The sequence below is a fragment of the Breoghania corrubedonensis genome (genome assembly GCF_003053845.1).
Classification (GTDB): Bacteria; Pseudomonadota; Alphaproteobacteria; order Rhizobiales; family Stappiaceae; genus Breoghania; species Breoghania corrubedonensis.
Genome location: NZ_QAYG01000006.1, coordinates 231,685 through 245,346 on the forward strand (window position 1 = coordinate 231,685; position 13,662 = coordinate 245,346).

At 64.4% G+C, this 13,662-nt stretch carries 9 protein-coding genes; 7 read left to right on the forward strand and 2 right to left on the reverse strand.

All coding sequences use genetic code 11. The features are described from left to right. Positions 1-67: 67 nt before the first annotated feature. On the reverse strand, positions 68-2,602 hold the full coding sequence (locus C8N35_RS16300) for a putative bifunctional diguanylate cyclase/phosphodiesterase (RefSeq protein ID WP_146177421.1): 2,535 nt from the start codon (positions 2,600-2,602) through the stop codon (positions 68-70). A gap of 469 nt (positions 2,603-3,071) precedes the next feature. Here C8N35_RS16300 and C8N35_RS16305 point away from each other — a divergent pair, with 469 nt between their 5' ends. Beyond that, positions 3,072-3,761 carry an HAD family hydrolase gene (locus tag C8N35_RS16305; protein ID WP_107990770.1) on the forward strand — a complete coding sequence of 230 codons (690 nt, stop codon included), beginning with the start codon at positions 3,072-3,074 and terminating at the stop codon, positions 3,759-3,761. An 84-nt stretch (positions 3,762-3,845) separates the two neighbouring features. Here the strand turns inward: C8N35_RS16305 and C8N35_RS16310 are convergent, their stop codons facing one another. Beyond that, positions 3,846-5,282 carry an NAD-dependent succinate-semialdehyde dehydrogenase gene (locus tag C8N35_RS16310; protein ID WP_107990771.1) on the reverse strand — a complete coding sequence of 479 codons (1,437 nt, stop codon included), beginning with the start codon at positions 5,280-5,282 and terminating at the stop codon, positions 3,846-3,848. Positions 5,283-5,866: 584 nt separating this feature from the next. On the opposite strand from C8N35_RS16310, the gene C8N35_RS16315 reads away from it, so the two are divergent. The 6 genes from C8N35_RS16315 (at position 5,867) to C8N35_RS16340 (ending at position 13,659) form a co-directional block, all read left to right on the forward strand. Next, on the forward strand, positions 5,867-6,982 hold the full coding sequence (locus C8N35_RS16315) for a GlxA family transcriptional regulator (protein ID WP_107990772.1): 1,116 nt from the start codon (positions 5,867-5,869) through the stop codon (positions 6,980-6,982). Beyond that, complete coding sequence (locus C8N35_RS16320; RefSeq protein ID WP_107990773.1) at positions 6,976-8,052, forward strand: GlxA family transcriptional regulator; 1,077 nt, start codon at positions 6,976-6,978, stop codon at positions 8,050-8,052. The genes C8N35_RS16315 and C8N35_RS16320 overlap by 7 nt, the downstream gene beginning before the upstream one ends. A gap of 173 nt (positions 8,053-8,225) precedes the next feature. Beyond that, positions 8,226-9,476: a sarcosine oxidase subunit beta family protein gene (locus C8N35_RS16325; protein WP_107990774.1), complete on the forward strand. Its 1,251-nt coding sequence runs from the start codon at positions 8,226-8,228 to the stop codon at positions 9,474-9,476. A gap of 295 nt (positions 9,477-9,771) precedes the next feature. Beyond that, complete coding sequence (locus C8N35_RS16330) at positions 9,772-10,053, forward strand: sarcosine oxidase subunit delta (RefSeq protein ID WP_107990775.1); 282 nt, start codon at positions 9,772-9,774, stop codon at positions 10,051-10,053. After that, positions 10,053-13,061 carry a sarcosine oxidase subunit alpha gene (locus C8N35_RS16335; RefSeq protein WP_107990776.1) on the forward strand — a complete coding sequence of 1,003 codons (3,009 nt, stop codon included), beginning with the start codon at positions 10,053-10,055 and terminating at the stop codon, positions 13,059-13,061. The genes C8N35_RS16330 and C8N35_RS16335 overlap by 1 nt, the downstream gene beginning before the upstream one ends. Then, entirely contained in the window at positions 13,054-13,659 is a 606-nt protein-coding gene (locus tag C8N35_RS16340; RefSeq protein ID WP_107990777.1) for a sarcosine oxidase subunit gamma, read from the forward strand. The genes C8N35_RS16335 and C8N35_RS16340 overlap by 8 nt, the downstream gene beginning before the upstream one ends. The last annotated feature ends 3 nt before the right edge of the window (positions 13,660-13,662 follow it).

Genomic DNA, 13,662 nt, shown 5'->3' on the forward strand with positions numbered 1-13,662 from the left:
ATATCCTTGGGCTCGGGACGTGGCAAGCGTAACGCCGTCTGCAGGGACGCGGCGAAAAGGCGGGGCGTCAGGCTGCGGAGATGCGGCCCCGGGCCTCGTTCTCGTCCGGGGGCGCCTCGGCGCGATGGAAGACGCGCTTCAGGATCTCCGCGACATCACCGGCGGGCAGAGGGCGGCTGAAGAGATAGCCCTGCACCTGGGTGCAACCCTCGCTGCGCAGGTGCTCGAGCTGTTCCTCCGTTTCCACGCCTTCGGCGGTCGTCGCTATGGAGAGACTGCGGCCGAGACCGGTGAGCGCACGCACGATGGCGCTCGCTTCGGGCCGTTCCGCCAGCGTGCGTACGAAGGACTGGTCGATCTTGATCTTGTCGAAAGGGAATTTCTGCAGATAGCTCAGGCTGGAATAGCCGGTGCCGAAGTCGTCCATGGCGATCTGGATGCCGAGATCCTTGAGGTCGCGCAAGGCCTCGACGTTGGTTTCGCTGTCCTGAAGGAGGACGGATTCGGTGATTTCCAGTTCCACACGCTCAGGGGCGATGCCAGAACTCGCCAGCGCATGCGCGACGGCGCCCACCACCCTGTTGTTCCGGAACTGGACGGGCGAGAGGTTGATCGCCACCTTGACTTCCTCGGGCCAGTGAACGGCCTCGCGGCAGGCCTCTTCCAGAACCCAGGCGCCGATATCGATGATGAGGCCGATTTCCTCGCACAGCGGGATGAATTCCGCCGGCGAGACGAGGCCGCGAGTGGGGTGGTGCCAGCGCAGAAGCGCTTCGAAGGCGCAAACCTTGCCGCTTTCCAGGTCCACCAGCGGCTGGTAGTGGAGTTCGAATTCCTCCGCCTTCAGCGCGTGGCGCAGGTCCAGCTCCATGGTCCGGCGGGCCTGCAGGCGGGCATCCATATCCGGCTCGAAGAAGCGGAAGACGCTGCGCCCGTCATTCTTGGAACGGTAGAGCGCCATGTCGGCATTCTTCAGGAGGTGGTCGGGTTCGACACCGTCGGCGGGGGCGAGCGCGATGCCGATGCTCGTACCGATGACAACCTGATGGCCGTCGATCTGATAGGGCTGGCCGATATAGTCGATCAGCCGGGCGGCAAGGGCACTCGCCTCTACCGGGCTTTCCATGTCGGTCTGGATGACGGCGAATTCGTCGCCGCCCAGACGCGCGACGAAGTCGGTTTCCCGCAGGGACGTCTTGAAGCGATCCGCGACCGCCTGCAGTAGCTTGTCGCCAACCGGGTGCCCCAGCGTGTCGTTGACTTCCTTGAAATGATCGAGGTCTAGGCATTGCACGGCGACGAGATGGTCGTTGCGTTGCGCACGAGCGAGCGCTTCCTGCAACCGTTCTCGAAACAGGACGCGGTTCGGCAGATCGGTCAGCGCGTCGTGATGGGCCATGTGGGCGACGCGGGCTTCGGCCTTGCGCCGCTCCGTCACATCGACAACGGAGATGACGAAGTTCTGGCGGCCGTCCAGATCCATCCGGCGCACATAGGGATAGACGTCCATCTCACTGCCGTCCGCGCGCACATGGTGCCAGACGTCATGTCCCTGATAGGGACGGTCGAGATCGTGCAGGAAATTGGCGAATTCGGTCCGGCTGTTCGGAGAGAGTGTTTCCAGAACGGTCATCTGGTGAAAGGCTTCGCGGCTGTGTCCGTAATGGCGAACGGCCGCTTCGTTGACGTGCAGGATCCGCAGGGTATCGCTCGCCACCAGCCACGTGGGGATCGGGTTGCCCTCGAACAGCAGTCGAAAGGAGCGTTCGCGTTCCTTGATTTCTGCGATGTCGGTGAGCGTTACCGAAATAAGTTCGCCAATGGGTGCGGCGGAGACCTTGAAATGCCGCATCGCGTGTTCGCCGGGATAGGTCACCTCGAAATTGATACGCCGTTCCTCTTGCACCGCGCGCGCAAGGTTCTCGACGACTTCTGCTTCCTCCAGGTGCAGGCCGAGTTCCGACAGGCGTGACCATTGCAGACGCTCGGCAGGCATGTTGAACAGCCGTGCAGCGCCATCGTTGAAGGCGACGAACTGGAAGTCCACCACCTCGTCGCAGGTGTTCTTGATGGCGGTCAGCGCGATCATGCCCTCGTCGGTGGCGCCGAACATGGTGTCGAGAACATCATACTTGGCGTCGCGCCGGTCGAGCACGATGATGAAGACCGGCGGTCCCCAAAGGCTGGAAAGCGGCAGCGCCCACAAGTCGTAGGTCTCGAACTTGCCGTCTTCAACCTGGTGGGTGGTCACACGGGCCGGTTCATTGGTCTGCAGGCTGAAATCGATCGCATCGCGCAGGCTGTGGGCGCGGTCGGCCCTCAGGCACGAAAACGCGGCACCGTCGCGCGGAATTCCGCCCCATGCGCAGAATGTCGCGCCGACGCGGGCGAGGTTCATCTCGCCGGCCTTGTCCTGCACGACGAGGGCCATGCTGTCGGCAAAATGTCCGAGATTGCCCAGTGCGACATTTTCGTAAGGGGGAAGGTTCGGCGGCGCAGTGCGTTCCGAACGCCAGCGCAGGAGCACGAAATCAATGGCGCGGCGCGGACCGGAGGAACCGGGCGCGCACGGGGATTGGGGCAGGAGCGGTTGAGAACTCAAGGCTTTAGCCCTTGATCGACTATAGGGGAAGAGCGGCCGATCGCGGGCCGTCTTGCCGTACTAATACGCATGAAAGCTCTTACGATAAGATAAATTACAAAGGTAAATCGCCGCTGATGTTCGAGGTGATAACCGATTGTTTCCGGGCTGCTACAACTCATTTGGTTAGCCGGATAACTTCTCGGTAAAGTTGAACTTTTGTTCTTATGCGCGGTGTGATGTACGCCATTTCGGTTTCATTCACACCCTTGCATCCGGGTGTGGACCCCCATGCGGTGCAAGCCGATGAATCCGGTGTTGTGGAGTTTTACTCCATCACTCTGGGTTTTTTCGAAAACAAGCTTCACCCGGGCGCGTTTCGCTGCTATTTCGCAGCGATCCCGTTTCCGGCCGTATCACTCCGCAGGAGGCCGTGCGGTCAACGGCGGCGGCGCCACGTTTTCCGTTTTTCGAATAAGGCAGACACTTCATGCTCAATGCTCCCCTCAAGCCTGTGGATCTCGTCATCTTCGACTGTGACGGCGTGCTCATCGACAGCGAGCCGGTTTCCGCGCGCACGCTTGCGGAAACGCTGAAGGAAGCCGGGCTGGCAATGGAGCCGCTCGATGTGCAGCGCGAATTTACCGGCATGACGGAAAAGCAGATGCTGGCCGATCTGACACGGCGCGGAATAACGGATAGCGCGGCGTTCGTCGGTCGCTGGCGCGAGGCGCTCTATGCGGGCTTCAAGCGTGAGCTTCGCGAGATCGAGGGCATCGGAGCGCTTGTGCGTGGGCTCGACGCGCACAAGTGCGTCGCCTCCAATTCAACCATCGATAGACTTGATAACAGTCTCGGAATTCTCGATCTGTGGGATGCTTTCGCACCGCACGTGTTCAGTGCCGAGATGGTCGCGAACCCCAAGCCGGCGCCGGATTTGGCGGAACATTGTCTGAGGACATTCGACGTTGCGCCGGAGCGAGCCGTCTTCATCGATGACAGTACGCAGGGCGTTCGTTCGGCGAAGGCCGCGGGTGTCTTCGCGATAGGCTTCATCGGGGAGAGCGAGGCACGGGTGGACCAGAAGGCGACGCTGATCGCCGCCGGCGCCGACGCGGTCGTCACCGGGGTCAAGGAGCTGGAGCGGCTTCTGGCCGCGAGCATGGCCGTGGTGGGGTAACGCGCTGCTGCATCCAGATGGTTGCATGGATGGGCCGCAAGCAGAATGCCCGGCGGAATGTATCCACCCCGCCGGGCGTATTTTCTATCGCATCTGGGTGACGAAGCGCGTATCGAGATAGGCGTCGAGCGCCTCTGAGCCGCCCTCGGTGCCGTAGCCCGAATCCTTGATGCCGCCGAACGGCACTTCGGGAAGCGCCAGGCCGAGGTGGTTGATGGTCAGCATGCCGGCCTCCACCTTCGCGCCCAGCATCTGCGCCGTCTCCGAAGAGCTGGTATAGGCGTAGGCCGCAAGGCCGAACGGCAGGCGGTTGGCCTCCGCGATCGCCTCGTCGGCGTCGGAGAAGCGGTTGATGACCGCCACCGGGCCGAACGGCTCCTCGTTCATGATGCGCGCCGAAGTCGGCACGTTGGTGAGCACCGTCGGCTCGAAGAAGTAGCCCTGGTTGCCGATGCGCTTGCCGCCGGTCGCCAGCGTGCCGCCGGCGTCAACCGCATCGTTGATCAGGCCTTCCAGCGCCGGGATGCGACGTTCGTTGGCGAGCGGGCCCATGTCCACGCCGTCTTCCAGGCCATTGCCGACCTTCGTGGCCTTGGAGGCCGCGATGAAGCCCTCCATGAACTGGTCGGCGATCTTGTCCTGGACAAGGAAGCGGGTCGGGGAGACGCAGACCTGGCCGGCGTTGCGGTACTTGTGCACCGAGATCTGCTTGACCGCGGTCTCCACGTCGGCGTCGTCGAAGACGAGGACCGGTGCATGGCCGCCGAGTTCCATCGTGGCGCGTTTCATGTGCTGGCCGGCGAGCGCTGCGAGCTGCTTGCCAACGGGCGTGGAGCCGGTGAAGGAGATCTTGCGGATCACGGGGTGCGGGATCAGGTATTCGGAGATCTCGGCCGGCACGCCGTAGACGAGGTTGACGACGCCCTGCGGAATGCCGGCGTCGATGAAGCAACGGATGAGTTCGGCCGGCGAGGCCGGTGTTTCTTCCGGCGCCTTGACGATGATCGAGCAGCCGGTGGCGATGGCCGCAGACAGCTTGCGCACGATCTGGTTGATCGGGAAGTTCCAGGGTGTGAAGGCGGCGACCGGGCCCACGGGCACCTTGATCGTCATCTGCACGACGCCGGGCGCACGCGCCGGGATGACCTGGCCGTAGGTGCGGCGGCCTTCCTCGGCGAACCAGTCGATCGTGTCGGCGCCGGCCAGAACCTCGCCCTTGGACTGGCCAAGCGGCTTGCCCTGTTCCTTGGTCATCAACCAGGCGATGTCGCTGGCGCGCTGGCGCAGCAGGTCGGCGGCCTTGCGCATCAGTTTGTAGCGGGTGAAGGCAGGCGTCTCGCTCCACACCTTGAACCCGCGCTCCACGGCGGCGAGCGCGCGATCCAGATCGGCCTTGCCGGCATGGGCGAGGCGGCCGATTTCCTGGCCGGTCGCCGGGTCGACGATTTCGAGCGTGCGGCCGTCAGCGGCGTCGCACCAGTCTCCATCGATGAAGAGCTGGATGTCGGAATAGGTCGTCATTGTGATCTCCGATTGGTGATGTCTCCGCCGGCCCGGTTGATGGTCCGCGCGGCGGCTTGTTGTCGGTGCTGGAAATAGGGGGGCTGTCGAAAGGCTCAAGAAGCCCGGGGTCTTTCTCCAGCAGGTCCTCCGGAATTTGGGCGGCAGTGGAAAGGGGGCCGAATGGCCCTTTGCCGCGCACGGGATGGCGACCCGGCGACGCCGGCACCGGTGCAATCAACACGGTGCGGCGCGCTCGGGATGCGGTCTTCGTATCATGCCTTGTGAAAAGTTCGAAGACGATCCTTTCGCGTTCTGTCTCGCCGTTTCGTGATCGGGTCTCGATGAAACGACGGATTGCCCCAAGGTTTCCATGCGCAGATTGTTGATGCGAAGCAGGATTGATAGCGCTAGCGTCGGACAACGGGCAACGCCCTGCGGCCAGAAGCAGGTATTCGCGGATGCCGGGATGGAGGACGTCCAGAACGGGTGACTTTGAACTTCCCGAGGCTCGGGAAGCGGGGAAGGTGTGTGCGGCTCTCGATCCCGGGTCAGACCCCAAGGACGATGGCGGCCGTGCCTTGAGCGTAACCGCGGAAGCACCAATGGCTGGACGTAAACCGGCCGATCGGGATCCGCTTCAGGGGACGGCCTTGGAACCAGGCGCGGAAAATGCGGAAACGATCGGTTTCCTACTCATCCCCCGATTTTCGCTGATCGCCTTCGCGGCGGCGATAGAACCGTTGCGGCTGGCGAATCATCTGACCGGCAAGCGGCTCTACGATTGGGAGCTGCTGTCGCGTGATGGCGGCAGCGAACGGGCGAGCAACGGCATCGCAGTGGGGGTGGGCCATTCCATGGCGGATGCGCCGGCCTTTTCCGCTCTTATCGTGTGCGCTGGCATCGATGGCCATTGGTACGACGACCGTCAGGTTATCGCGTGGCTGAGACGTATGGCGACAAAGAGCGTGCCGCTTGGTGCGATCTGTACGGCAAGCCACATTCTCGCGCGCGCCGGACTGCTTGGCGGCTATCGCTGCACCGTCCATTGGGACAGTCTGGCGAGCTTCAGCGAGAACTATCCCGAGATCGTCGTGACCGGCGACATCTTCACTGTCGACCGCAACCGCTTCACCTGTGCCGGCGGGACGGCGGCGGCCGACATGATGCTGCACCGCATCGCCGCCCGTCATGGCGAGGATCTGGCCGCCAGAGTTTCCGAACAGATGCTGCACGACAAGATCCGTCCCGCCGCCATGCAGCAGAACGCGGTGATCCAGCAGCCGCTGGGGATCGAGCGACAGGACCTGCAGGCGGCGATCAAGCTGATGCTGGCGACGATCGAGCAGCCGCTCGACCTCTTGACGCTCGCCAAGCGGCTTGGCCAGTCGCGGCGCAATGTCGAGCGGCTTTTCCGTACCTACATGAACTGCTCGCCGGGCAAGTACTACCTGGGCTTGCGGCTCATCCGGGCGCGCCAGCTCCTGCACCAGACGTCCAAGACCGTGCAGCAGGTCGCGGTGTGCTGCGGATTTTCCTCTGCCGCCCATTTCAGCCGCTGCTACCGGGACCATTACGGTGTGCCGCCGCGGTCCGACCAGATCTCCAGCCGCTACCGCATGAGCGCGTTCGCCGACAGTGTGGCGGAGCCGCCCATGCCGGAAGCTGTGGTGGCGGCGCAAACGGGAGAGGACGAGGGCGAGGAGCACGAAGGGTGGTAACGCGGGCAAGCGAGGGTCGGGAGCGTCCGGCGGAACGGCCGGCGCTGACGGTCGGCTTCCTTCTGACCAACAATTTCACGCTGACCGCTCTTTCAAGCTTCATCGACGCGCTGCGGCTTGCCGCCGACGAGGGCGACGGCAGCCGGCCGATCCGGTGCCGCTGGCACATCCTCGGTCGCAAGGACGAGCCGCGCATGTCCAGTTGCGGCATCGCGGTCGCACCCGACAGAGACTACGACCTCGCCGGCCTCGACTATCTCGTCGTGGTCGGCGGGCTTCTCCATCGCGGGCCGCAGCTTGGCGCGGATGCGGCCGCCTGCATCCACAGCGCGGCACGACAGCAAATCCCGCTCATCGGCGTGTGCACGGGCAGTTTCGTGCTGGCGCGTGCTGGTCTGATGCAGGATCGCGCGTGCTGCGTGAGTTGGTATCATTTCCGCGATTTCGTTGAAGAGTTTCCCGATCTCGTGCCGGTCGCCGAGCAGCTTTTCATCGAGGACCGCGACCGCATCACCTGTTCCGGAGGAGCCGGGGTGGTTGATCTTGCCGCCTTCCTCATCGAGAGACATCTGGGCCGGGCCGCCGCGCAGAAGGCGATGCACATCCTGCAGGTCGATCCGGGCCGGGCATCCGGCCAGTCGCAGCCGCCGCCGCCCGTCGGCGGGCCGGTGCTGGACGCGCGGGTGCGCCGGGCGATGCTGATGATGGAGCAGCATCTGAGCGATCCGCTCGCCATGGAGGAAATCGCGGCAAAGCTCGCGATCAGCACGCGCCAGTTCGAGCGCGTGTTCCAGGCAACGACCGGCATGAGCCCCAACCGGTTCTACCGGCTCCTGCGGTTGCGCTACGGGCTGTGGATGTTGAAGACCTCGCGCCGCTCGGTCACCGATGTGGCGCTGGAGGCAGGCTTTGCCGATTGCGCGCATTTCTCGCGCCATTTCCGCGATCTCTTCGGCATCAATCCGTCGCAAGTGCGCAAGGAGAGCGAGGCGACGGAGCCGCGCCTGACGCAGGCGAGACACCGGCCGGACATGGGCGAGGGGCCGCAAGAGCGCCGGTTTTACGAATAGGTCCGGCCTGCCGCTTGGCGCTTGTTTGCCGTTGCGGCATAGCGTGTCGACTTTTTCCTCTCCATGTCGGTTTTATTCAAGCGCGGTGGCCCTGCCGTTCTAGCGGTGCCTTGGCGTTCGGGATCATGCTTTCTCCTAACGTCACATGAGGCCTTTCGGGGAGAATGTCGGGCATGGGCTCCTATTCGGTTTTCGCGCTCGTGAAGAATGCGTTTTCCCACCATGCCGGCTGGGAGCGGGCCTGGCGCGATGCCGCGCCCAAGGCGGAATACGACGTCGTCATCATCGGTGCCGGCGGGCACGGACTGGCCACCGCCTATTATCTCGCCAAGGAACACGGGATCACCAATGTCGCGGTGATCGAGAAAGGCTGGCTCGGCGGCGGCAATACGGGCCGCAACACCACCATCATCCGGTCCAACTATCTGTGGGACGAGAGCGCCGCGCTTTATGAAAAGTCGCTGCAGCTCTACGAGGGACTGAGCCAGGACCTCAACTACAACATCATGTTCTCGCAGCGCGGGGTGCTCAATCTCGCGCACAATCTCTCCGACGTGCGGGAAGCCCAGCGGCGCACCAACGCGCTGAGGCTGAACGGCATCGACAGCGAATGGCTCGATGCCGAGGGCGTCAGGGAATTCTGTCCGATCCTCGATATTTCCAGAACCGCACGATATCCGGTCCTTGGCGGCACGTTGCAGCGCCGGGGCGGCACGGCGCGTCATGACGCGGTCGCCTGGGGACTGGCGCGGGCGGCGAGTGCCCGCGGCGTCGACATAATCCAGAATTGCGAGGTGACGGGCATCCGCCGCGCGGGCGGCAAGGTCGTGGGCGTGGAGACGGCCAAGGGCTTCATCGGGGCGAAGAAAGTCGGCATCGTCACGGCCGGGCATTCCTCGGTGCTGGCGCAGATGGCGGGCTTCCGGTTGCCGATCGAAAGTCATCCGCTGCAGGCGCTGGTATCGGAACCGGTCAAGCCGGTGATCGACTGCGTCGTCATGTCGAACGCGGTGCATGTCTATGTCAGCCAGTCGGACAAGGGCGAACTGGTGATCGGCGCCGGCATCGATACGTTTACAGGCTACGGCCAGCGCGGCAGCTTCCACATGATCGAGCATCAGATGGGCGCGCTGCTGGAGCTTTTCCCGGTCTTCTCCCGGCTTCGCATGCTCCGGCAATGGGGCGGCATCGTCGATGTGTGTCCCGACGCGAGCCCGATCATCTCCAAGACACCCGTCGACAACCTCTTCATCAATTGCGGCTGGGGCACGGGTGGCTTCAAGGCGACGCCGGGCTCGGGCTTTGTCTTCGCCCACACCATCGCGACCGGCGAGCCGCATCCGCTCAATGCGCCATTCGCGCTCGACCGGTTCACGACCGGCCACCTGATCGATGAACACGGCGCGGCAGCTGTGGCGCATTGAGGGGGAGGAATGGACGGGCTCGGCTTGGACTTTTTCCCACATCTCTCCAGGGTCATCCCGGACGCGATGCGGTGCGAAGTACCGCTTCGCAGATCCGGGATCGACCCTCGGTACATGCCGGTCGAGATCCCGGTTCTGCGCAGCAACGTTTCACGTTGCGGCGAGCCCGGGATGACGCTGGAGAGGTTCTGTTTCGGAGTTGAATCCCAGGCCGGACGGCAGTGGTTGGCGCCGGTCACGACGGAAAGACAACGGCAAAGACACCCGCGACCTCGTCCGTGGAAGGAATAGTGCCATGCTTCTGATCGAATGTCCCTGGTGCGGGCCGCGTGACGAGATCGAGTTCGCCTATGGCGGCGAGGCGCATATCGCGCGGCCGGCGGACCCGTCGAAACTCAGCGACGCCGAATGGGCGGAGTTCCTGTTTTTCCGCTCCAACCCCAAGGGGGCGCACAGGGAGCGCTGGGTGCATGCGGCCGGCTGCCGGCGCTGGTTCAACGTGGAGCGCGATACGGTGAGCTACCGGATCAGTCGGGTCTACACGGGCGCGTGCGAACCGGTAGGGGAGGGGCAGTGATGGCTGAGTTCCGTAATTCCTCAGGCGGCCGCATCGACCGAGCCCGCCCGCTCACCTTCCGCTTCAACGGCAAGCGCTATCAGGGATTTTCCGGCGATACGCTCGCCTCGGCCCTGCTTGCGAACGGGGTGCATCTCGTCGGGCGCAGCTTCAAGTATCACCGCCCGCGCGGCATCGTCACGGCGGGCGCGGAGGAGCCGAACGCGCTGGTGCAGCTGGAGACGGGCGGCTATTTCGAGCCGAACCTGCGTGCCACCCAGGTGGAGCTTTATGACGGGCTGACCGCGTCGAGCCAGAACGCCTGGCCGAGCGTCGATTTCGATATCGGCGCGATCAACGGGTTCTTTTCCAAGCTCTTCGTCGCGGGCTTCTACTACAAGACCTTCATGCATCCGCGAAGCTTCTGGATGCGGGTCTACGAGCCAATCATCCGCCGGGCGGCGGCCGGTGCGCGGGCGCCTTCTGAAGCCGATCCCGACACCTACGACAAGATGCATGCCCATTGCGACGTGCTGGTCGCCGGTGCCGGGCCGGCCGGGCTGATGGCAGCGCTGGAAGCGGCGAAGGCGGGAGCGCGGGTCATCGTCGCTGACGAGCAGGCCGAATTCGGCGGATCGTTGCTGGGCGAGACGAGCGGGATCGACGGTATTCCGGCGGCGCAGTGGGTTGAAAAGATGCGCGCGGACCTGGCCGCCTTTCCCGAGGTGCGCCTGCTGCCGCGCACCACGGTGACCGGCTATTACGACCACAATTACCTGATCATGGCCGAGCGCAAGACCGATCATCTGGGACGCGGTATGGGCGGCGTGCGCCAGCGGCTGTGGAAGGTCAGGGCGAAGCGCGTGGTGCTGGCGACCGGCGCGCACGAGCGGCCGCTGGTCTTTGCCGACAACGACCGGCCGGGCATCATGCTTGCCGGCGCCGCACGCGCCTATGTGAACCGCTACGGCGTCAAGCCTGGGAACACGGGCGTCGTCTTCACCAACAACGACAGCGCCTATGAAGCCGCGATCGATCTGGCGAAGACCGGATGCCGGATCGAGGCGATCATCGATGTGCGTCCGCAGGCCACGGGCGCCATGGCGCAAAAGGCGCGGGCGGCGGGCCTGCGCATCATCTGCGGCGCGGCCATTGCCGGTGTCGAGGGCGCTAAGCGCGTGAAGGCAGTCGAGATCGCGCCGCTTTCATCCGATGGCGAGACGGTCGGCGGGCCGGTCAAACGGATCGAATGTGATTTCGTGGCCGTCTCGGGCGGCTGGACGCCGGCGGTACACCTTCTCTCGCAGTCGGGTGGCAAGTTGCGGTTTGACGAGGCGAAGGCCTGCTTCGTGCCGAACGTCTCGGTTCAGGCGGAAACTTCGGCCGGTGCATGTAACGGCACCCTTTTTCTGGAAGGCGCGTTGGAGGAAGGCGCGAAGGCGGGGCGTGCGGCGGTCGAAGCCGTGGGGCTGATGCCTGCGCAGGAAAGCGCCCTGCCGAAGGTCGAGACGGTAGAAGCCGCGCCGATCCACGCGCTGTGGATCGTTCCGGGCAAGAAACCGGTTGGACACGGCAAGGCCAAGCATTTTGTCGATGCGCAGAATGACGTGACGGCGGCCGACATAATGCTCGCCTCGCGCGAGGGCTATCGCTCGGTCGAGCACCTGAAGCGCTACACAACCACGGGCATGGGCACGGATCAGGGCAAGACCTCGAACGTCAACGCGCTGGCGATCCTGTCGCGCACGCTCTCAAGCCCGATCCCGTCGGTCGGCACGACGACCTTCCGTCCGCCCTATACGCCGGTGACCTACGGCACGCTTGCCGGGCGCGACGTGGGCGAATTGTCGGATGTGGCCCGCGTCACGCCGATGCACGGCTGGCACGTGGCCAGAGGTGCGGTCTTTGAGGATGTCGGGCAATGGAAGCGGCCCTGGTATTATCCGAAAGACGGCGAGAGCCTGCGCGAGGCGGTCAACCGCGAGTGCCTGGCGGTGAGGAACGGCGTCGGCATTCTCGATGCCTCGACGCTCGGCAAGATCGACATCCAGGGGCCGGATGCGGCGGAGTTCCTGAACCGGGTCTATACCAACGCCTGGTCGAAGCTCGGCATCGGGCGGTGTCGCTACGGGATCATGTGCAAGGAAGACGGCATGGTCTTCGATGACGGCGTGACCACGCGGCTTGGCGAAAACCACTTCCTGATGACGACGACGACCGGCAATGCCGCCGCCGTGCTTGACCGGCTGGAGGACTATCTCCAGACCGAATGGCCAGACCTGAAGGTCTACCTGACCTCCGTCACCGAGCACTGGGCGACGGCCTCCATCGCCGGACCGAAGGCGCGGGAGCTGGTGGGCGAACTTGCGCCCGACCTCGATCTCTCCAATGACGCTTTTCCCTTTATGTCGATGAAGGAGGCGACGGTCGCCGGGCTTGCCGCCCGCATCTACCGCATCAGCTTCACGGGCGAACTTTCCTACGAGATCAACGTACCGGCCTATCAGGGTATGGCGCTGTGGGAGGCGATCTTTGCGGCGGGCGAAACGCATGGCCTGACGCCCTACGGTACGGAAACCATGCACGTTCTGCGCGCCGAAAAGGGCTTCATCATCGTCGGTCAGGAGACCGATGGCACGGTGACGCCGTTCGATCTCGGCATGGACTGGATCGTCTCGACAAAGAAGCCCGATTTTGTCGGCAAGCGCTCGTTCTCGCGCCCCGATACGGCGCGCACCGACCGCAAGCAGCTTGTTGGACTTCTGACCGAGGACCCGGAAGAGGTGCTGCCCGAGGGCGCGCAGATCACGGCGGACGCGGATGGCACACCGCCGATGCCGATGCTTGGCCACGTCACGTCGAGCTACTGGAGCGCCACGCTCGGCCGCTCCATCGCGATGGCGCTGATCGCCGATGGTGGCAACCGGCAGGACACGACGGTTCACGCACCGCTCGGCGTCAAGACGCTGGCCTGCAAGGTGGTGAAGCCGGTGTTTTTCGACAGCGAGGGAGCGCGTCTCAATGGCTGATGCGATGATGACGGCGGACGCGGGCGAACGGGCCGGCGCGCTTTCCCGGCTCTTTCAGGGAGGAGAGGCCTCCACGACCGCGGGGCCGCTGACCTTGAGCGAAATGCCGGTGCCGGGGCAGATCAACCTTCGCGGGAACCCATCGGATGCCGCCTTCGCGGAGGCCGTGGCAAAGGTGCTCGGTTGCAGGCTGCCGGTGGCCGCGAATACGGTCGAGAAGGGCGGGGATTTCTCCCTCCTGTGGCTCGGGCCGGACGAATGGCTGGTCTTGACCGCGCCTGGCGCCGAGGCTGAGCTTTCCGCCGGTCTTGTCGAAGCCCTTGCCGGCCAGCACTTTGCGATAACCGACGTGACCGGCAACCGGGCGCTGTTCCGGCTTTCGGGCACGCCGGCGCGGGAAGTTCTCGCAAAGGGGTGCTCGCTCGACCTGCATCCATCGCGCTTTGCGACCGGGCAGTGCGCGCAGACCCTGCTGGCGCGCTCCGGCATCATTCTTTCCCAGGTCGATGACGCGCCGAGCTACGACATCCTGCCCCGGCGATCCTTTGCCGAATACACCTGGCGCTGGCTGGAGGACGCGATGGCCGAGTACCGGTGAAAT